This is a genomic window from Acinetobacter sp. NIPH 1852 (assembly GCF_022549455.1).
Lineage (GTDB): Bacteria > Pseudomonadota > Gammaproteobacteria > Pseudomonadales > Moraxellaceae > Acinetobacter.
On record NZ_JAKZGG010000007.1, the window covers coordinates 130,848 to 150,450 of the forward strand.

The 19,603-nt window shown below is 39.3% G+C and carries 19 protein-coding genes; 8 read left to right on the forward strand and 11 right to left on the reverse strand.

The features are described 5' to 3' along the window. Window positions 1-555 carry an NAD(P)H-dependent oxidoreductase gene (locus MMO38_RS07755; RefSeq protein ID WP_241323158.1) on the reverse strand — a complete coding sequence of 185 codons (555 nt, stop codon included), beginning with the start codon at window positions 553-555 and terminating at the stop codon, window positions 1-3. Window positions 556-689: 134 nt separating this feature from the next. On the opposite strand from MMO38_RS07755, the gene MMO38_RS07760 reads away from it, so the two are divergent. From MMO38_RS07760 to MMO38_RS07775, 4 genes are all read left to right on the forward strand, one after another. Continuing rightward, a complete protein-coding gene (locus MMO38_RS07760; RefSeq protein ID WP_241323159.1) occupies window positions 690-1,025 on the forward strand; it encodes a helix-turn-helix domain-containing protein in 336 nt (111 codons plus the stop codon). A 119-nt stretch (window positions 1,026-1,144) separates the two neighbouring features. Then, window positions 1,145-2,590, forward strand: coding sequence for a replicative DNA helicase (gene dnaB / locus MMO38_RS07765; RefSeq protein WP_241323160.1), 1,446 nt, complete (start codon window positions 1,145-1,147; stop codon window positions 2,588-2,590). A gap of 58 nt (window positions 2,591-2,648) precedes the next feature. Continuing rightward, window positions 2,649-3,722, forward strand: coding sequence for an alanine racemase (alr, locus tag MMO38_RS07770; RefSeq protein ID WP_241323161.1), 1,074 nt, complete (start codon window positions 2,649-2,651; stop codon window positions 3,720-3,722). Window positions 3,723-3,791: 69 nt separating this feature from the next. Then, complete coding sequence (locus tag MMO38_RS07775; protein ID WP_241323162.1) at window positions 3,792-4,259, forward strand: DoxX family protein; 468 nt, start codon at window positions 3,792-3,794, stop codon at window positions 4,257-4,259. Window positions 4,260-4,316: 57 nt separating this feature from the next. Here MMO38_RS07775 and MMO38_RS07780 read toward each other — a convergent pair whose 3' ends face one another. The 4 genes from MMO38_RS07780 to MMO38_RS07795 form a co-directional block, all read right to left on the reverse strand. Next, window positions 4,317-5,051: a proteasome-type protease gene (locus MMO38_RS07780; protein ID WP_004670625.1), complete on the reverse strand. Its 735-nt coding sequence runs from the start codon at window positions 5,049-5,051 to the stop codon at window positions 4,317-4,319. 16 nt (window positions 5,052-5,067) lie between these two features. Further along, the gene (locus tag MMO38_RS07785; protein WP_241323163.1) at window positions 5,068-5,847 is read right to left on the reverse strand and encodes a transglutaminase family protein; all 780 of its coding nucleotides are present in this window, start codon (window positions 5,845-5,847) and stop codon (window positions 5,068-5,070) included. Further along, the gene (locus tag MMO38_RS07790) at window positions 5,844-6,446 is read right to left on the reverse strand and encodes an alpha-E domain-containing protein (protein WP_241323164.1); all 603 of its coding nucleotides are present in this window, start codon (window positions 6,444-6,446) and stop codon (window positions 5,844-5,846) included. The genes MMO38_RS07785 and MMO38_RS07790 overlap by 4 nt, the downstream gene beginning before the upstream one ends. A gap of 94 nt (window positions 6,447-6,540) precedes the next feature. After that, window positions 6,541-8,091, reverse strand: coding sequence for a circularly permuted type 2 ATP-grasp protein (locus MMO38_RS07795; RefSeq protein ID WP_004670622.1), 1,551 nt, complete (start codon window positions 8,089-8,091; stop codon window positions 6,541-6,543). Between the two features lie 216 nt (window positions 8,092-8,307). On the opposite strand from MMO38_RS07795, the gene MMO38_RS07800 reads away from it, so the two are divergent. Further along, the gene (locus MMO38_RS07800) at window positions 8,308-9,303 is read left to right on the forward strand and encodes a WYL domain-containing protein (RefSeq protein ID WP_004670621.1); all 996 of its coding nucleotides are present in this window, start codon (window positions 8,308-8,310) and stop codon (window positions 9,301-9,303) included. A 427-nt stretch (window positions 9,304-9,730) separates the two neighbouring features. On the opposite strand, the gene MMO38_RS07805 is transcribed toward MMO38_RS07800, so the two are convergent. From MMO38_RS07805 to MMO38_RS07830, 6 genes are all read right to left on the reverse strand, one after another. Further along, window positions 9,731-10,036: a putative quinol monooxygenase gene (locus MMO38_RS07805; protein ID WP_241323165.1), complete on the reverse strand. Its 306-nt coding sequence runs from the start codon at window positions 10,034-10,036 to the stop codon at window positions 9,731-9,733. Between the two features lie 81 nt (window positions 10,037-10,117). Then, window positions 10,118-11,437, reverse strand: a complete 1,320-nt coding sequence (locus MMO38_RS07810; RefSeq protein ID WP_241323166.1) for an adenylosuccinate synthase — start codon at window positions 11,435-11,437, stop codon at window positions 10,118-10,120. A gap of 56 nt (window positions 11,438-11,493) precedes the next feature. Beyond that, complete coding sequence (locus tag MMO38_RS07815) at window positions 11,494-12,660, reverse strand: ATP phosphoribosyltransferase regulatory subunit (protein WP_241323167.1); 1,167 nt, start codon at window positions 12,658-12,660, stop codon at window positions 11,494-11,496. Between the two features lie 353 nt (window positions 12,661-13,013). Next, complete coding sequence (locus MMO38_RS07820; protein WP_241323168.1) at window positions 13,014-13,382, reverse strand: hypothetical protein; 369 nt, start codon at window positions 13,380-13,382, stop codon at window positions 13,014-13,016. Window positions 13,383-13,463: 81 nt separating this feature from the next. Beyond that, entirely contained in the window at window positions 13,464-13,778 is a 315-nt protein-coding gene (locus tag MMO38_RS07825) for a hypothetical protein (protein ID WP_241323169.1), read from the reverse strand. Between the two features lie 41 nt (window positions 13,779-13,819). After that, window positions 13,820-14,842, reverse strand: a complete 1,023-nt coding sequence (locus tag MMO38_RS07830) for a glyceraldehyde-3-phosphate dehydrogenase (protein ID WP_241323170.1) — start codon at window positions 14,840-14,842, stop codon at window positions 13,820-13,822. A 223-nt stretch (window positions 14,843-15,065) separates the two neighbouring features. Between MMO38_RS07830 and alaS the strand changes: the two genes are divergently transcribed. The 3 genes from alaS (at window position 15,066) to csrA (ending at window position 19,603) form a co-directional block, all read left to right on the forward strand. After that, entirely contained in the window at window positions 15,066-17,753 is a 2,688-nt protein-coding gene (gene alaS, locus MMO38_RS07835; protein WP_241323171.1) for an alanine--tRNA ligase, read from the forward strand. 63 nt (window positions 17,754-17,816) lie between these two features. Continuing rightward, entirely contained in the window at window positions 17,817-19,097 is a 1,281-nt protein-coding gene (locus tag MMO38_RS07840) for an aspartate kinase (protein WP_004670609.1), read from the forward strand. A gap of 236 nt (window positions 19,098-19,333) precedes the next feature. Further along, the gene (gene csrA / locus MMO38_RS07845) at window positions 19,334-19,603 is read left to right on the forward strand and encodes a carbon storage regulator CsrA (RefSeq protein WP_005197554.1); all 270 of its coding nucleotides are present in this window, start codon (window positions 19,334-19,336) and stop codon (window positions 19,601-19,603) included.

The following is a 19,603-nucleotide window of genomic DNA, read 5'->3' on the forward strand; positions in this document are numbered from 1 at the left end:
TTAGCGCATCTCCAATAAATATTTCACATAATTTACTGCACTTTGTTCAATATCATTTTGGGTAGGCTGAACCTCTCCTTCCTCTGGATTAGTGTCCATTCCATAAAACGCATACATGGCTTGATAGTCAGCCTTCACATAACGCGCTGTAAGCTCAAAAGGCGCACACAGTTCTTTGAGGCTGAACTGGTATCGCCCACCTCCTGAATAGTCTTTCTCTTTAATACCTGCTGACACAGCGAGCGTTATTTTTTTATCTTTTAACTGATTACCTGTAGATCCATAAGCCCAGCCATAGGTGAGCACATCATCCAACCATTGTTTTAATAATGGAGGGCAGTTAAACCAATATATCGGGAATTGGAAGACCAAATCTTGATGGGCTTCAACCAATGCTTGTTCTTTTATTACATCAATACGACCATCGGGGTAACTTTTATAAAGCTCATGTACAGTGAACTCATCTGGATATTGTTGTAACTCTTCAATCCAACGTTTATTAATGACGGAATTATCAATATCAGGGTGAGCAATAATCACTAGCGTTTTTTTCATTCCAACAAACTCCATCAAACTTATGAATCGTTCAGTAAAAGGTATGAAATTGATTATAAATCTACGCTACAAATAATTTAAGTACGGTAATTATAGTTATATACTAGACCAAAAGTTAGTGTCAGAAGAAAATTATGGAAATTTGCGCACCCCCACATATCGACTTAGAGCAAACTGATTTTGGATATACGCTTTCACTGATCAGTGGCAAATATAAAATGATTATTATGTATTGGCTTTATCAACATAAGTCCATCATGCGCTTTAATGAGTTAAAACGCTCGATTGGCAATATTTCATTCAAGACTTTAAGTCTTACCTTGAAAGAAATGGAAAGAGATCAGCTTATTATTCGTAATGAATATCCACAAATTCCACCTAAAGTTGAATATAGCCTGTCAGAGCGAGGACTTTCCTTGATTCCTCTGTTAGACATGATGTGTCAATGGGGAGCTTCCAATCGACTCTAGAATCTAAACTTCACTTTTTCATCAATTAAACAATTTTTCCAAATTAAGTTCCCTCGATGTGATTCATTTGGATTAAGATAGTCAGTTGTTACTGTTTCATCTTTTTATTAGGTCTTGTTATGTCACAGGCGAATGCCAATTTTACGAAAAACACTCCAAAGACAGAGAGTAAAATGAGTGACTCAGGTCAACTAAAGGAATTCCGTACCCCACCCCATAACCTTGCCATTGAGCAAGCGGTATTAGCCGCATTGATGACGGTTGCTGAATCATTCGAACAAGTCAGTGACTTACTCAAAGAAAATGATTTTTATGCAACGCGCCATAAATACATCTATCGTGCGATTGAGAAACTGGCACAAGAAAACTCGCCTTATGATGCCGTTTTAGTCAATGATTGGTTGCTCAAACAAAATCTACTCGATGCAATTGGTGGTGAAGAGTATTTAATGCAATTGATGGCAGACTCGCCTTCAAGTTTTTATAACCTTGAAACCTATGCCAGCAAGATCAAAGAGTTTTCGACCCTACGTACAATGATCAAAGTAAGTACAGATATTCTGCAAAATGCTTACGATACCAAAGGTCGTCCTGTCAGTGAAATCCTTGATCTTGCTGAAACTCAAATCTTTTCATTGGCAGAACAACATAACAATAATAAAAAAGATTCAGGTCCTAAATCGATTAGTTCAGTGACAGCCGATGTAATCATGAAACTCGATGAACTTTCTAAATTAGAAGGAAGTATCACAGGTTTAACTACAGGCTTCTTAGAACTGGATAATAAAACCTCAGGGATGCAAGCTGGAGATTTAATCATTGTTGCAGCGCGTCCATCGATGGGTAAAACCACATTTGCCATGAACTTGGTTGAAAGTGTTTTACAATATAATCGATTGCCTGCTCTGGTTTTTTCTATGGAGATGCCAGCAGACTCGATCGCTATGCGTTTGATTTCCGCAATGGGTAAAGTCCATCAAGGGCATTTACGATCAGGTAATCTTGATGCAGATGAATGGACCAAAGTCACAGGTACAATTTTGCAGTTACAACAAATGCAATTGTATATTGATGACTCCTCTGCCTTGCCACCAACTGAACTAAGAGCACGTGCACGGCGTATCGCCAAAATGCATGATGGCAAAATTGGCTGTATCATGGTCGACTATTTACAGTTGATGAAAGTCCCGGGCATGGGAGATAACCGTGTCGGCGAGATTTCTGAAATTTCTCGAAGCCTGAAGGCATTGGCAAAAGAAATGCAATGTCCTGTGATCGCACTGTCTCAGCTTAACCGTAGTTTGGAGAACCGACCAAACAAACGCCCTGTTATGTCTGACTTGCGTGAATCTGGTGCCATCGAGCAGGATGCTGACTTAATCATGTTTATTTACCGTGATGAAGTCTATAACAAAGAATCTAAAGAGGCAGGTACTGCTGAGATTATTATCGGGAAACAGCGTAATGGCCCGATTGGTTCTGTCCGCTTAGCGTTTGAAGGTCAATACACGCGTTTCAGTAATCTTTCACCTGAGTTCTATGCTCAATATGATAACGATGAATAATACTTAATTTAATACCTGCTTTATATACTTTCCAAGTCGTCCCAAAGGAGAAATCAGGGTGCGCCAAGCAACAGTTTATATTGACAGTTCTGCGCTGCAATATAATTTAAACCGTGTCAAACAACTTGCTCCACATTCAAAAATTGTAAGCATGGTTAAAGCCAATGCTTACGGACATGGAATCAAAGACTGCTTAGCCGCCTTAGATCGCACAGATGCTTTTGGTGTCGCCTGCTTAGAAGAAGCAATTGAAATCAGGCAACTTGGATACACTCAACCCATTACGTTAATTGAAGGCGTTTTTTCTGAAGATGAAATGACGCATGTGATTCAATATCAACTTGAATGTATGGTTCATCACGCTCAACAAGTTGAATGGTTGATAGCACATAAAAATGCGTATAACGCACTCGGCTTAAAAGTATGGGTCAAATTAAATAGTGGTATGAACCGTTTAGGCTTCAAAATCACAGAAATCATTGCTGTCATTCAACGTTTAAAAGCTGAAGGTTTTAGCTGCATTTTAGCTATGCATTTTGCAAATGCGGATGCAGACCACGCTTTAAACGAACAACAAATAGCTCAGTTCTTACAAGTCAAACAGACTTGTGAACCGATCATGGCTTCTTGTTGTAATTCCGCCGCGATTTTTAAATACCCTGAATTACATTTCGATTTTGTCCGTCCAGGAATCATGCTTTATGGTGCAACGCCATTTGCAGATCAAGATGTTCATAAACTTGATTTAAAACCTGTCATGACCTTTAGTGCGGAAATCATTGCATTAAATCATATTCAACAAGGTGAGCATGTCGGCTATGGCTCTAGTTTCACTGCGACAAAAAATATGAAAATTGCCATCGTTTCTGTTGGTTATGGCGATGGATATCCGCGTACTTATCTAAAACCAAACTTTGTTGCGATTAATCAAAAACTTGTTCCAGTTGTCGGGCGTGTCAGTATGGATATGCTTGCAATCGATGTAACTGACATTGAGGCTGAAATAGGCACCCGAGTTGAACTTTGGGGTAAGCATCGCTTAGTCGATGATGTTGCAGATGCCAATGGCACCATTGGATACGAACTACTGTGTCGTTTAACACAAAGACCATCTCGACGGAAAAACCCGTAACCAAATACTCCTTGTGCTCTTTTTTCGTTTTATCTTTAATACGATTTTGACGATTTAAACGAAAAAAGCATGTTGAAATTTATTTACGATAATCCACTCTATAAAATGCCGTTACAGCAATTTGCTCTCTTTCTGGCGCGAATTTCACTTGGCATTTTCTTTTTCACAACGGGTTTCAATAAACTTTTCGTTGAGAAAAATAAATTAATTATGCTAGAAACCATTATTGATGCAGGCATTCCATTTCCTGAGATGATGAGCAGCTTTGTTTCAGCTACGGAAATGTTAGCAGGCTTCTTGCTAATTATTGGATTATTTACACAAATCGGCAGTATTCTCTTATTTATCATTTGCCTTACTGCACTCTACACGGTTGGAATTCACACGATTCCGCCCAATCTAGATTCCATCAGCTGGCTCAGTTGGTTTTTTTATATTCACGATTTTCTATATATGCTGATCTTAGCGATCCTGATTACATCTAAATCTCGATTTATGTCCTTGGATCATATCCTAAACAAAAAATTTGCGTCTTAAGCTAAAAATACTACACAAAATAAATGTTTATTCAGGTGAACTGGTACTTTCAGATCTTTATAAACCATAATCATTTGTTGGTTCAGGTAACTCTTGCAAACCACGGCGCAAGGTTTCAGACCACTGTTTACTGATCTGGGTGAAATAAGGATCTTCTTCATTGATACGCTTGGCAGCAGGGCTTTTAAAACTATCCTTATGATAAACCAAAGCATCTAAAGGCAAACCAACAGAAACATTTGAACGTAAGGTTGAGTCAAAAGAAATTAATGAACAGCGTAAACCTTCGCTTAAAGGCATCGTATAGTGTAATGCGCGATCTAAAATGGGTTTGCCATATTTGCTTTCACCAATTTGAAAATATGGTGTATCTGTGGTTGCGCGAATAAAATTACCTTCAGGATAGACATTATAGAGCTGTATATCTTCACCCAAAATTTGACCACTCACCAAAATACTGCATGAATAATTCATTTGCTCATGTGTATTGCTCGTAATATCTTCTAAAACACGACGCAAGGTTTTACCAACCAGTTCAGCAACCTCAAACATGGTATTTACCGTATACAGGTTTGGCTCTTGGTTTAAAGTTAAAGTATTTTGCAAGTGCCCAACGACCGCTTGAGTGGTTGCCAAATTGCCTGCTGTTTGCAGTGCAATAAAACGCTCGCCCTCGACACCAAAGGTATGCAATTTACGAAATACAGAAATATGATCGACCCCTGCATTGGTTCGAGTATCGCTAATCAACACTAAACCTTGCTCTAATCTTAATGCACAACAATAGGTCATCTTTCTCTCTTTACATTCAACAAGCCAATACCTGAACAGTAGACATCATACTTTCAACGCCACCTTGTTCACGCACACCACGAATTGGTGCAACATCTAGATAATCACGTCCAACTGCAACGTAGATATGATTCTGAGGTGTAAATATTTGATTACTTACATCGAAACAATACCATTGATTATCTAAAAAAACCTCTGCCCATGCATGACTGGCAAGGTGTGGTTGATTTCGATCGTATAAATATCCCGAAACATACCGTGCAGGTAATTGTAGTACGCGACACATCGCAATCAATACATGTGCATGGTCTTGGCAGACACCTTGACCTGCATAAAATGCATCTATTGCAGAGGTTGTGACTGATGTACTTTGTGGTTGATAAGAAATTTGCTGTAAAATTTTCTCTGATAAAAGGATCAAATGTTGACGATCTTTAACTTTAACCACTGAATGAGCAAAGTCCGACATGGCTAAATCACAACAGGTTATTGCGGTACGCTGCTGAAAAAGCATTGGGGAAATATCACTTTCAAAACAACCGAGTTCAGTATCCAATAAATCAACTATCCCCTGTGCCATAATTGTTAAATAACGATAATCATGACGTTGAGTCGCTGTAATCCATAAATTATTAAAAGCATCCCGCTTGCATGTGTATTGTCCTGGCACACTCACATGCCAAGTCTCAACAATTTGATGCTGAGAACTTTGGGGCATCATTTTTATAGACTGCACACTGTTTCGTGCAGTCTCGGTATAACGATAATGAGTTTGGTGATTCACCATTAGCTTCATGAACTTACCTCAAATTGATTTTCCAGCGTATAAGTAAATGCATAAAACTGATTTAAATAAGGCTGATCTTTCAATATCTCCCAACTCGGCTTTAAATCGTCCCAACCTAAATGAAACAACCGTTCAATGATGGGTTCGACCGTATTAAGTACATGATTAATATTATGCTGAAAACGGAAGTAGGTATCGATTCGTTCTACGTTCTGTCCAATATATAGGAATAAGCAAATTTCCTCTTGCTCTGTTTCTAAAATTGCACAACATTGCTTCACTATATCACCAATTGCTAAAGCATCAGATGGTGCATTTTTAATGAGATGATTGAGTTCCGCATAAGCTTGAGCCGATAATAGCCCTCTTAACTCCTGAATATTATCTCGCGCAATCTCAAGCTGACTCAACAATGAATAAGGCTGCTTTCGATCCAACATAAACTGATTTAAACTTTCAGCATCATCAATCTGCAAATAAAGCGCTTGAGCAAATGCCGCTGCTTGCTGATCATTAGCTAATGGCAACTGACGCACAACATGATCAATTCTAAATAAATAACGACCCAACCAATAAATATGTTGGGCATTTGAGCGAAGTAAAACCATACATGTCCTCCCTTATATATTTTAAAATCATCTAGAACACATCCCGATAAAATGCAGTTCTGTGTTTTAGACTATAGCGCTGCTAGGAAGACCTTTAAGAAGGTAATGTTTCAACCACCCATGTATCTTTGATTCCTCCACCTTGAGAAGAATTAACAACCAACGAACCTGCTTGCATGGCGACACGAGTTAAACCACCAGGAACAATTTCAGTACGATAAGGTGAGCTTAGTACAAAGGGACGTAAATCAATATGTCGTTCTGCCACACCATCAGATGTCAGTGTAGGTGCAACGGATAGTGCCAAGGTTGTTTGCGCAATATATAAATGTGGCGCTTCAATAATTTTTTCTCTGAATGCCTCAATTTGTTGTTCATTTGCCTGAGGACCGATTAACATGCCATAGCCGCCTGAACCTTGCGCCTCTTTTACCACCAATTTTTCTAGATTGCTTAACACATAATCAAGCTGCTCAGCATCACGACATTGATAAGTCGGAACATTATTTAAAATTGGCGTTTCACCTAAATAGAATTGAATCATCTGATCCACATAAGGATAGATAGACTTGTCATCTGCCACACCTGTTCCCGGTGCATTGGCAATCACGACATTATGTTGTAAATATGCCGCCATAAGGCCAGCAACACCTAAACAACTATCGGGTCTAAAAATCAATGGATCTAAAAACTCATCATCCACCCGACGATAAATCACATCAACTTGTTGGCGGCCACGAATCGTTTTGACATAAACTTTATCGTCCTCTACAAATAAATCTCGACTGGTGACCAATGGAACATCCATTTCACGCGCTAAAAAAGCATGTTCATAATAGGCACAATTAAACCGACCCGGCGTTAAAACAACGATTAAGGGATGATCAACATATGCATTTTCTTCTAAAATTTCTCGTAATACGCTTGGAAAGTGCTCGATGCCTTGTAAATTATTACTTAGGCACAAATCTGGCATCAGCTTTTGACTAATTTTACGACTCTCGATCATATAAGACACACCAGAAGGTGTTCTTAAATTGTCCTCAAGAACAAAAAAATCGCCTCGACCATCTCGAACAATATCAATACCACTGATTTGTGAATAAACCTTACCTTTTAAAGCATGCTTTAACATATGCGGTTGGAAAGCCTCATGTGTCATCACTTGCTGTGCAGGGATCAAACCCTCTTTTAAAATATTTTGTCCGTGATAAATATCATCTAGAAAGTAGTTCAACGCTTTGACTCGTTGCGTACATCCTGCTGCGATCTTTTCCCACTGTTTTTTTTCAATGACACGCGGGATCAAATCATAAGGAATGGTTCGCTCTACCCCTTCTTGATCGGCATAAACATTAAAGGTAATACCTTGATATAAAAAATGTTGTTTTGCCTCAGCACCGAGTGCTTTTAAGTCATCAAGACTATGCAGGCTCAACCATTGCTCAATTTTTCTTGATGCTTCACCATTAAAACTTTCATCGTCTAACATCTCATTAAAAAATTGTGACTTTAGTTGCTCAAATAGATTTTTTTTGACATTGAGCTGTTGAGTAAATGTAGATGAATGTACCGAGACTGTCGCTACTTGATCTGGAGCGTAATAGTCTGTGCTGATATCTAGGTTGTGTTCTTGTTCTGACATATAAACCTCGCTTCATCGTTTATTTATTCATAAATCAAATAAGCAATTTCAGTGCCATTCATATAAAAAGCTTCTTTTTTGATCAGATTTAAAATATTTAAACAAGTTTGGGTACATTTCAGTCGTAAATACGTAATCTAAATATGATGGGCTTGCTAAATAGATATAGTTTTTTTATTGTGTCTGCTTTAGATCATTAAATTACGTACCCAGCTTATGTCATCCATACAAGAAAAAGAAACCTCAAACAGCCTTTATCGCCAATGGCAAATTTTATCTCGTCTCTCCACAGGAAAATGGATGGGCACCCGTGAATTACAAGAAATCTTAGAGCGCGAAGGGATTGAAATCAGCCTCCGTACGATTCAACGCGATTTAAATCAAATCGCACAACGCTTCCCGATTGAAAGCAATAAAACCGTACCCCAAGGATGGCGCTGGCGTTCAGATGCCCCTATCCAAAGCTTGCCACATATGACCAGCTCACAAGCCGTGACCTTTATGATGGTAGAAGAGCATTTACGTCACTTGCTTCCACCAAGCTTACTTGAGGAGATGACACCTTGGTTTGATCTGGCTAAACGCAGTCTCTCCACTCAAAACAACGTTAGACAATGGATCAACCGCGTTCGTATTGTCCCTGCCAATCAACCATTAATTCCACCTATGGTGGATAAGCACGCGCAACAAGCAATTTACGAAGGGCTACTACAAGACAAGCAAATTGAGTGCATTTATCGAGCAAGAATCAATCAAGGTGAAGATAAGAGCTATATTCTTAATCCTTTAGCTTTGGTCCAAAAAGGTGCTGTGATTTATTTGATCTGTACACGGAATGACAAAACCGATGTACAAACTTTTGCTTTGCACCGTTTTAAAGCAGCTACAGTATTAGATAGCCGCGCACTACATCCTGTAAATTTCGATATTGATAGCTATATTGATTCTGGTGCGCTGGGTTTCCGGGTTGATTATAGTAAAGCAACTGAGCTCGTTGAACTGAAACTCACCATGACTGAAAGTACCGCTCAAAGTTTCTATGAGAGTCAGCTAAGCAAAGATCAGGTCATTCAGCCTCTAGAGGAAAATATCGTTGTGGTTTGTGCCACTGTCCCTTTTACCTCGCAACTGGTGTGGTGGTTAAGAAGTTTTGGTAAAAAGTTATTAAATATTGAACCTGCTGTTGTTTATAATGCGGTGAAGGAAGAATAATCCAACTAAAAAAGAGAACCACTTGGTTCTCTCAAACTTTTTAGAATTTTTTATTTAGAAATAAGTTCAATTTTGTTCTATTAAAACAATCAAACCAATTCTTTCCCCCATGCGATCAGAATTGGTTTGTGCCACTTCCATCACTGAGATATCAATTAACATCGGCATGCTAATTCATATCCATTGTAGCGAATCGTTTTCATGGTCATTATTAAAACCCTCTTTGTTTTGAATGTAAAAATAATATAACGAGGATTTTTCTACTTGTGAAATAATAAAGATGGGATTCAAAAGCTGATTTTTTGCTATTAAACTTTTTAAATAAATCCTTTTTCTTCTCTCGTTAGGAGAAATACAAGGCGGCTAAACCATGATGAAAGATATCCATTATCGCTGGTTCTATAAATAGATATTAAATACACAAAAACTATTCTTGCAATAATGTTTCAAAACCATGCAAATGAGTGAAACGTCCTACATGAACTTGATATTGATCTATCTTAGCTACAAGTCTTTGAAAATGCTCTGACTGAATATGCAGATCTAAAGCAGCTCGATCAACCCATTCTTCAATAAAAACAAAGTGCCCTTTCTGCTTTATATCATGATAAAGATCATAAGCTAAACACCCAGCTTCAGCTTTTGTTTTCTCAACAAGCTCTTGATAAAGTGGTAAAACAATTTCAATTTTATCTGGCTGAATAAAATCTTCGGCAATTAATTTTAATGTCATACAACCTCCCCCTTATGCAAAAGTTTTCCATAAAAAAAGCTCTCAAAATAAATTTGAGAGCTTTTTTATCATCGACTCAGCTTATGCTGAAAATGGATGACGTAAAACGATTGTTTCTGCACGGTCAGGACCCGTTGAAACGATATCAATTGGGCAACCAATTAACGTTTCAATACGACGTACATAAGCCAATGCATTTGCAGGCAGTTGATCAATTTGAGTCAAGCCAACGGTAGACTCACTCCAACCTGGCATGGTTTCATAGATTGGCTTTAGGCTTTCAAATGAAATCGCATCTGATGAACCCGCACAGCCAGAATCTACATCTTCATAACCCACGCAGATTTTGATTTCTTCTAAACCATCTAAAACATCTAACTTCGTTAAGCAGATACCAGATAAAGAGTTTACTTCAACTGAACGACGCAAAATCTCAGCATCAAACCAACCACAACGACGCTGACGACCAGTAGACGCGCCAAACTCGTGACCTACTGTTCCTAAATGACGGCCAATCGCATCACCTTGATCTGTCACTGCATCATAGTGCAACTCAGTTGGGAATGGGCCAGCACCAACACGAGTTGTATAAGCTTTGGTAATACCTAATACATAATCTAAATGAAGTGGTCCCATACCTGAACCAGAGCTCACACCACCAGCAGTTGTATTTGAACTGGTTACATATGGATAAGTACCATGATCGATGTCAAGTAATGAACCTTGTGCACCCTCAAACATGATCGCCTTACCTTCTTTGCGGTAATCATGTAACACTTTAGTCACATCGATGACCAATGGAGCTAGTACTTCACGCCATTCATTACAAAGAGCAAGTACATCTTCAAACTTCACTTCTTCAACGCCATAGAATTGAGAAAGTTGGAAGTTATGAAGTTCTAGCATTTCCTGAAGTTTTTCTTCAAGTAACGCACCACCACGAATCAAATCTGCTACACGCACAGCACGGCGAGCAACTTTATCTTCATAAGCTGGACCGATACCACGACCTGTTGTACCAATTTTGGCATTTCCACGTTTTTTCTCACGTGCTTGGTCAAGTGCAATGTGGTTTGGCAAAATTAATGGACAGTTTGGAGAAATACGGAGACGATCTTTAACAGGTACGCCTTCTGCTTCCAAAATTGCCATTTCTTTGATTAATGCTTCAGGAGATAGAACCACACCATTCCCAATTAAGCATAATACGTTTTCACGTAAGATACCTGATGGAATGAGGTGTAATACAGTCTTCTTACCACCGACCACAAGCGTATGACCCGCATTGTGTCCACCTTGATAGCGTACGACCGCAGCCGCTTGATCTGTGAGCAGGTCGACGATTTTACCTTTGCCTTCGTCGCCCCATTGGGTACCAAGTACCACAACATTTTTGCCCATAATAGCCTCATTACATCATGCTGTTAAAATTGGAAACCAAGCTGTGAGCTTAGCAATTAAATTTTTTCAATCACCCATTGCCCGTTTTGAGACACCATTTGATGGGTCGCATAAGGCACCGAGCTTAAATCATCATTACCTAACAATTGCACCACACGTAGACCTTGGCTTCGCGCATCCGCAATTGCTTTTAATAAGTCACGGTCATGACCTTTAGGGGCAACTACAGTTTCTATTTCCACAAACTGGGTAGCGCCTAAAGCATATAGGTCACAACTAAATCCTGTTGCTGGACGTGCACGTCCAAAATGTTCACCGATGCCATCATATCGTCCACCTTGTGCAAGTGGCGCAGCACGATTAGGTGCATAAATGGCATACATTAAACCTGTATGATAGTGATAACTACGCAACTCAATCACATCGATCCCAATATTTAGGTTAGACCATTGTGATTGAATTTGCGCAAATGTTGTTTTTAATGCATCAAATGCATTTCTAAAATCAACATCATTCAAAATATCTTGGCTTAAATGCGTTTGTAATGCATCAAGATCACTTGCATAACGACCTAATGCATAAAAATCAGCGCCCATTGCTAAGTCTTGGGTAAATTCCTCTAACTCAGGCAATGCTTTACGTTGATATAAATCTGACAGTTGGTTTTCGGTATTTTTATTTAATCCTGCTCGTTTGACCAAGCTGCGGAATAAACCAACATGCCCTAAATCTAAATGAACACCCTCTAAGGTATGCGCATGTTCGATTAAACCTAACATCACATCAATCATTTCAACATCAGCTTCGATGCTGTCATGACCATACAACTCCGCACCTAACTGTAAAGGTGTGCGCGTTGCATTAAAGTTCTGTGCTTTTGTATGTAACACTGTGCCTGCATAGCAATAACGTGCAACACCTTCAACGGGAAGAACATGTGCATCAATACGCGCAACTTGCGGTGTCATATCCGCACGAATTCCAAGCAAACGACCAGATAGTTGATCAATCACTTTGAAAGTAACTAAATCTAAATCTTGATTGGATTCGGAAAGTGAGGACAACGATTCGATGTGTTCAATAAATGGCGTATAGACTAATTGATAACCTCGAACTGCGAGGAAATCTAAAGCTTCTCGGCGCAGAGTTTCAACCACTTGCGCTTGTTCGGGTAATACATCTGCTACCCCGTCAGGGAGCAACCATGTCTCTGAAATGGTCATGTTCAAACCTAAAATCTGTTCACCGTGGAAGCATCCACACAAAAAGCAGCCACATAAAAAAATCGGGTGAATGCCCGATTCAGCGTAGTGTAGCATGAAGATTTATGCGATGCACCTGAGAATTTGAATAAAAACTGCTTACTCCACTCTCTAAAAAACAAACAGATTTTATATAATTAACCAATATTTTCAATAGATTATTGCTATTGATTTGGCTCAAAAACCCAAGTTCGCTGTCCAAAGAACTGCCCAATACCTGAACGACCAATTCACAAAAGGACGAGTCAAAGAAAATAAATAAGATTTCTATTTAAATGTGGATACTGATCATTTTGGGAAAACAGATGATAAATTTACTTAATGAAAGATTTTGGTCCACTACAATAGCCCGCAGCATCACACCCATCTCGAATTTGGTTTAAAACGTTTTGTATTTGCCATTCAAGATCATCTTGATTGCAGTAATACTCATTTATTTTCCCAAACTCAAAAAAAGATGAACGATTAAAACCATCTTCAATATCATTAAACCAGATAACTGTATTACCAATAATCGCGACCACCCAAAAACCATTACCAATATCACCATACGGTTCTTGGCTCCACTTTTGAGGGTATAGTTTTATTACTTCCCAAAGCCTTCGCTGCTCTAAAGTCATTCGAGAATAAGATTCATTAATAGTATCTAATATTTCGACTTCTTCCATAGGAGTCCAATCCATCACTATGCTCTTTTCTAACTTTCGGGTTATAACTTAATCGCTTTTAATATTCAAATTAGTCGATCGATAAGTAACTTAGTATCAAGAATTCTTATTCCCAGTTTTAATCATCATTTCCAAAACATTCACCAACTCAACATTTTGCTTTTCCAGTGCAGCAACATTGGAGATCATTTTATCGAGCACTTCTTGCTGAGTATGCATTTTTTTAGCTAAGTCCTGCATGATTTCTAAACTCTTTTTAAGATGTAGCTCTAAATGCAAAACCTTTTTTTCTACATGTAAAATTTGAGCATCACAATTTGGCTCTGGTTTATTTTTAAACTGAAACCAGAATAAAAAAATAACCGCTAATAATAAAAGCGCAATAAATCCCCACATCAATATGAATGTCATTTAAATCCCCAAGTTAATTTATAAAATTTAAACTAAATCATTCACACAAATGATTCACATAAATCAAGTAAACGATTTGCATAGCCCCATTCATTATCATACCACGCAAAAACTTTCGCTTGATGACCGACAACTATTGTCTGAGTCAAATCAACAATTAAGGAGTATGGTGAATGGTTAAAGTCACTTGATACAAGGTCTTCATCCGTGACTTGCATAATCTGTGCATAATCAAATTGTGCTGCTTTTTTTAATACTTCATTGACTTTGTGCACAGTAATCGGCGCGTGTGAAACAAAGGTTAAATCAATTGCTGCCACATTAATCGTCGGTACACGGATCGAATAGCCATCGATTCGATTTTCCATTTTTGGCATGACTCGTTTGAGTGCGCCCAATGCACTAGAAGTTGTTGGGATAATATTTTGTCCCGCTGCACGCGCACGGCGTAAATCCCGATGTGCATGATCAAGTACTGATTGATCTGCTGTCACAGCATGGATTTCAGTCATTAATGCAGTTTCAATGCCAAATGCATCATCGATAATTTTGACCAATGGCACGAGCGCTTGAGTGGTACAAGACACACTGGAAATAATTTGGTCGGTGGCTTTGACTTCGGCATGATTGACGCCATAGACAATTGCAGCATCTACAGAATCAAATGGAGCAGCCCCAATAATGACTCGTTTTGCCCCCGCCTCTATGTGACGCGTTGCATCCACTCTGGAACGGAACAAACCCGTACACTCAAGCACCACATCTATTTCTAGATTCGTCCACGGCAGCAATTCTGGCTGTGCCTGTTTAAAGACTTGTAGTTTTAGCTGACGTTGGTTGGATTGAATATTTAGAAAAATCTGTTCATTTTCAATCTGAATTTCGACCTGACCCGCAAATCTTCCATGCGTGGTGTCATATTTAAATAAATGAACTAAGGTTTGTACATCTGCAATATCGTTAATTGCAACGATTTCAAATTGAAAATGCTTAGGGTTTTCAAACCATGCACGTAATACATTCCGACCAATTCTTCCAAATCCATTAATCGCGATACGTTGCATGTAGAACCCTTATTCATAAAAACATCATCTTTGTGTATCAATATCTGTGAATACTTTATGTATAAAGTGTCATCAGACTTGTCTATGGTAAAACATGAACAGCGTTGTTGAATATAGATTTTTAGCTTAATCACAGTTTTATATGATATTGCTTGTAAAATCGTTGGTTGCACAGGTAATTTCCGTTATAATTTAGCACTTTCAAAATTATGGACGCTTGGTTGTGAGTACTCGTTTTATGACATCCGCTGAAATCCGTGAAGCATTTTTGCGTTACTTTGAATCGCAAGGGCATACACGTGTCGCTTCGAGTTCACTTGTTCCCGCCAACGACCCAACTTTGCTATTTACCAATGCTGGTATGAACCAGTTTAAAGACTGTTTCTTAGGTTTAGAAAAGCGCGATTATATCCGTGCAGTTTCGTCACAAAAATGTGTACGCGCTGGCGGCAAGCATAACGACCTTGATAATGTCGGTTACACCGCACGTCACCATACCTTCTTTGAAATGTTAGGTAACTTCTCTTTTGGTGATTATTTCAAACGCGATGCATTGAAGTTTGCTTGGGATTTCTTAACCAGTGAACAATGGTTAGCGTTGCCTAAAGATCGTTTATATGTGACTGTTTATCATACTGATGATGAAGCCTTTGATATTTGGAATAAAGAAATTGGCTTAGCTCCTGAACGTATTATCCGTATTGGTGATAAGGGCGCAAAATTTTCTTCAGATAACTTCTGGGCAATGGGTGATACCGGCCCTTGTGGTCCTTGTTCAGAAATTTTCTATGATCATGGCGATCATATTTGGGGCGGTTTACCGGGTACACCTGAAGAAGATGGCGACCGTTTCATCGAAATCTGGAACAACGTATTCATGCAGTTCAACCGCACTGCGGATGGTGTGATGCACCCTCTTCCAGCACCTTCTGTCGATACAGGTATGGGCTTGGAGCGTATTTCGGCTGTACTACAACACGTCAACTCAAACTATGAAATTGACCTGTTCCAACACTTATTAAAAGCCGCTGCAGATATTATTGGTTTCGATACCACTGCCATCGAAGCTGAAGCAAATGAGAAAGGGACAAAAGTTGAATACCCTGCTTCACTGAAAGTCGTAGCTGATCATGCTCGTTCTTGCTGCTTCTTGATTGCTGATGGCGTAAACCCTTCAAATGAAGGTCGTGGTTATGTACTCCGTCGTATTATTCGTCGTGCAGTCCGCCACGGCAACAAGTTAGGCGCTACAGGTACATTCTTCTACAAAATGTTGCAACCGCTCATTGAAGCCATGGGCGAAGCTTATCCTGAACTTGCTGCTCGTAAAGACGCGATCGAAGCGACATTGATCCGTGAAGAAGAACAATTTGCGAAAACACTTGAGCAAGGTTTGAAGTTATTAGAAGCTGAACTTGTTCAACTTAAAGGTAATGTGATTGCGGGTGAAACTGTATTTAAACTTTATGATACCTATGGTTTCCCGACTGACTTAACCGCTGATATTGCGCGTGAGCGTGACCTGACGATTGATGAAGCAGGTTTTGAAGTAGAGATGGCAGCACAACGCCAACGTGCGCGTGATGCTGGCAAATTCGCAGTTGACTATAACAGCATTGTTAAAGTTGAAGGTGAAACACAATTTGATGGCTATGATGCAACTCAGGGTCAAGGTCAGATTGTGGCAATCTACAAAGATGGCGTTCAAGTTGATGAAATCAACGAAGGCGATGAAGCACTGATCGTTTTAAACCAAACCCCTTTCTATGCGGAAAGCGGCGGTCAAATCGGTGACACGGGTATTTTCAAAAACGATACGGGCATCTTCGAAGTCCAAGATACCAAGAAATCTGGTGGTGCATTTGTGCATCAAGGTATCGTGACTGTAGGTAGCCTCAAAGCAACTCAGAATGTTGAAGCAACAGTTAAAGCAGATATTCGTGATGCGACTGCGCGTAACCACTCTGCAACGCACTTGTTACATGCTGCTTTACGTCAGATCTTAGGTTCACACGTACAGCAAAAAGGTTCTCTGGTTGCCAGCGACATTTTACGTTTTGACTTTGCCAATGATCAGCCTGTTTCATTTGAACAATTGCAACAGATTGAGCGTTTGGTCAATGCTGAGGTGATTGCCAACACACCAGTAAGCACTGAACTTCTGGATATTGAATCTGCCAAATCAAAAGGTGCAATGATGCTTTTTGGTGAAAAGTATGGTGACGAAGTTCGTGTACTTTCAATGGGTTCTGTGATTGATGAAAAGAATTTCTCAATCGAACTTTGTGGTGGTATCCACGTGAAGCGCACAGGTGATATTGGTTTATTCAAAATCACATCTGAAGGCGGTGTTGCAGCAGGCATTCGTCGTATTGAAGCTGTAACTGGTACTCAAGCACTTGACGTTATTCAGAAAGCAGATGCTGATATTCAAACGATCAATAGCTTGTTAAAAGCACAAAAAGATCAAACTGTAGAAAAAGTTGAAGCAATTGCTGAAACTGCTTCAGCTTTGCAAAAGCAAATCGAGCAATTAAATCAAAAATTAGCAAGCTTCCAAGCTGCTGATTTGCTTGATCAAGTGAAAGAAATTGCAGGTCGTCAAACACTGATTACCACGGTAAAAGGTTTGGATGCAAAATCATTACGCAATTTGCATGACAGCGTAAAATCAAAATTGGAAGATGCAGTCATTATTTTAGCTGGCGTTGAGGGTGATAAAGTGAGTTTAATCGCCTCTGTCGCTAAACAACATGCTGCACATCTAAAAGCAGGTGACATCATCAAACACTTGGCTCAAGAGCTGGGTGGTAAAGGTGGTGGTAAACCTGACTTAGCACAAGGTGGCGCGCCACTAAACGAGAAGTTTGATCAAGTGATTGCAGCACTGCCTGCTTGGCTTGAGCAATAAGAACTTCACTTTTGTGTAACTGACCCTGATGCCATTCAGGGTCATGGCTTATATGGAATAACTATGGCTTTAATCGTTCAAAAATATGGCGGTACTTCGATGGGTACTCCTGAGCGCATTTTAAATGTTGCTCGTCGTGTCAAGCGTTGGCATGATCACGGTCACAAAGTGGTTGTGGTTGTGTCTGCAATGAGTGGTGAAACTAACCGCTTACTTGCGCTTGCAAAGGCCATTACTAGCACCCCTGACCCACGTGAACTAGATCAAATGGTGTCAACGGGTGAACAAGTAACGATTTCCATGTTAGCTATGGCACTGAATTCAATTGGTGTAGACGCTAAATCATATACTGGTCGTCAAGTTGGTATTAAAACTGACAGCGCATTTACCAAAGCACGTATCGAATCAATTGACACAGATATCATGACCGAAGATTTAGACGCTGGTCGTGTATTGGTTGTTGCGGGCTTTCAGGGCTTCGATGCCAAAGGCAATACCACAACTTTAGGTCGCGGTGGTTCAGATACTTCTGGTGTCGCGCTTGCTGCTGCATTAAAAGCAGATGAATGTCAGATTTACACGGATGTCGATGGTGTTTATACCACTGACCCGCGTGTTGCACCTAAAGCAAAGAAAATTGATCGTATTTCTTTTGAAGAAATGCTGGAAATGGCATCTTTAGGCTCAAAAGTTTTACAAATTCGCTCTGTTGAATTCGCAGGTAAATATCAAGTTCCATTGCGTGTATTATCTAGTTTTGACAATGATGATGATGGTATTTTTGATGAAGAATTCAAACAAAATGTAGGCACACTAATTACCACTGAGGCAGAAGACGATATGGAACAACCAATCATCGCAGGTATTGCATTTAACCGTGACGAAGCAAAATTAACGATTTTGGGTGTTCCTGACGAACCAGGTATTGCGTCTAAAATCTTATCGCCGATCAGTAATGCCAATATCGAAGTGGATATGATTATCCAAAATGTAGAAGAAGATGGAACAACTGATTTTACGTTTACCGTGAACCGCAATGATCTAGCGAAAGCAAAAGCGATTTTAGATCAAACAGCGAGTAGCATTGAAGGATGTGAAGTTGTAACACGTGATGATATTGTTAAAGTATCTATCGTTGGTGTCGGTATGCGCTCTCACGCTGGCGTTGCGAGCAAAATGTTCACAGCATTGGCTGAAGAAAGCATTAATATTCTCATGATTTCTACATCAGAAATTAAAGTTTCTGTCATCATTGAAGAAAACTACCTTGAGTTAGCAGTTCGTTGTTTACATACAGCTTTTGGTTTAGACCGCGAACACGGCGAAAGTAGTGTACGTGCTTAATTAATAGCTAGTTAAACATATTTACTTTCATGTAAATAGTAAAAAAAACAGAGCCACTATAGTTTTTTTTATAGTGGCTCTGTTATATTAGCCTTGAGGTTTTTAAGAAAGTTCTCACAAAACTTACGAAATAAATTTTTTTACATATTTTTGTTAGAATTTTCTGTATATTAGGCTGTGCTTTCAAATAATGAATTCCCTGTCGCAAGTTTTAAGCGTTTAGCAAGGAGATAAACATGCTGATTCTGACCCGTCGTGTCGGAGAAACATTAATGATTGGGGATCAAGTCAGTGTTACTGTGCTTGGCGTAAAAGGCAATCAGGTGCGTATTGGTGTAAATGCTCCAAAAGAAGTTTCTGTGCATCGTGAGGAAATTTACCAACGTATCCAACATGAACGTGCCATGCATGAGCATTTACAACATCTTGATCAAGACTATCAACATCCTTCTTATGAAGAAGAAAATGCTACCGATTTCACTCAACATAATAATTTTAATCGTTGA

Bases quoted from the DNA above. Each gene is read 5' to 3' on its own strand.
- MMO38_RS07755 (WP_241323158.1), bottom strand. From the start codon at position 555: ATGAAAAAAACGCTAGTGATTATTGCTCACCCTGATATTGATAATTCC.
- MMO38_RS07760 (WP_241323159.1), top strand. From the start codon at position 690: ATGGAAATTTGCGCACCCCCACATATCGACTTAGAGCAAACTGATTTT.
- dnaB (WP_241323160.1), top strand. From the start codon at position 1,145: ATGTCACAGGCGAATGCCAATTTTACGAAAAACACTCCAAAGACAGAG.
- MMO38_RS07775 (WP_241323162.1), top strand. From the start codon at position 3,792: ATGTTGAAATTTATTTACGATAATCCACTCTATAAAATGCCGTTACAG.
- MMO38_RS07780 (WP_004670625.1), bottom strand. From the start codon at position 5,051: ATGACCTATTGTTGTGCATTAAGATTAGAGCAAGGTTTAGTGTTGATT.
- MMO38_RS07785 (WP_241323163.1), bottom strand. From the start codon at position 5,847: ATGAAGCTAATGGTGAATCACCAAACTCATTATCGTTATACCGAGACT.
- MMO38_RS07790 (WP_241323164.1), bottom strand. From the start codon at position 6,446: ATGGTTTTACTTCGCTCAAATGCCCAACATATTTATTGGTTGGGTCGT.
- MMO38_RS07795 (WP_004670622.1), bottom strand. From the start codon at position 8,091: ATGTCAGAACAAGAACACAACCTAGATATCAGCACAGACTATTACGCT.
- MMO38_RS07800 (WP_004670621.1), top strand. From the start codon at position 8,308: ATGTCATCCATACAAGAAAAAGAAACCTCAAACAGCCTTTATCGCCAA.
- MMO38_RS07805 (WP_241323165.1), bottom strand. From the start codon at position 10,036: ATGACATTAAAATTAATTGCCGAAGATTTTATTCAGCCAGATAAAATT.
- MMO38_RS07810 (WP_241323166.1), bottom strand. From the start codon at position 11,437: ATGGGCAAAAATGTTGTGGTACTTGGTACCCAATGGGGCGACGAAGGC.
- MMO38_RS07815 (WP_241323167.1), bottom strand. From the start codon at position 12,660: ATGACCATTTCAGAGACATGGTTGCTCCCTGACGGGGTAGCAGATGTA.
- MMO38_RS07820 (WP_241323168.1), bottom strand. From the start codon at position 13,382: ATGGATTGGACTCCTATGGAAGAAGTCGAAATATTAGATACTATTAAT.
- MMO38_RS07825 (WP_241323169.1), bottom strand. From the start codon at position 13,778: ATGACATTCATATTGATGTGGGGATTTATTGCGCTTTTATTATTAGCG.
- MMO38_RS07830 (WP_241323170.1), bottom strand. From the start codon at position 14,842: ATGCAACGTATCGCGATTAATGGATTTGGAAGAATTGGTCGGAATGTA.
- MMO38_RS07840 (WP_004670609.1), top strand. From the start codon at position 17,817: ATGGCTTTAATCGTTCAAAAATATGGCGGTACTTCGATGGGTACTCCT.
- csrA (WP_005197554.1), top strand. From the start codon at position 19,334: ATGCTGATTCTGACCCGTCGTGTCGGAGAAACATTAATGATTGGGGAT.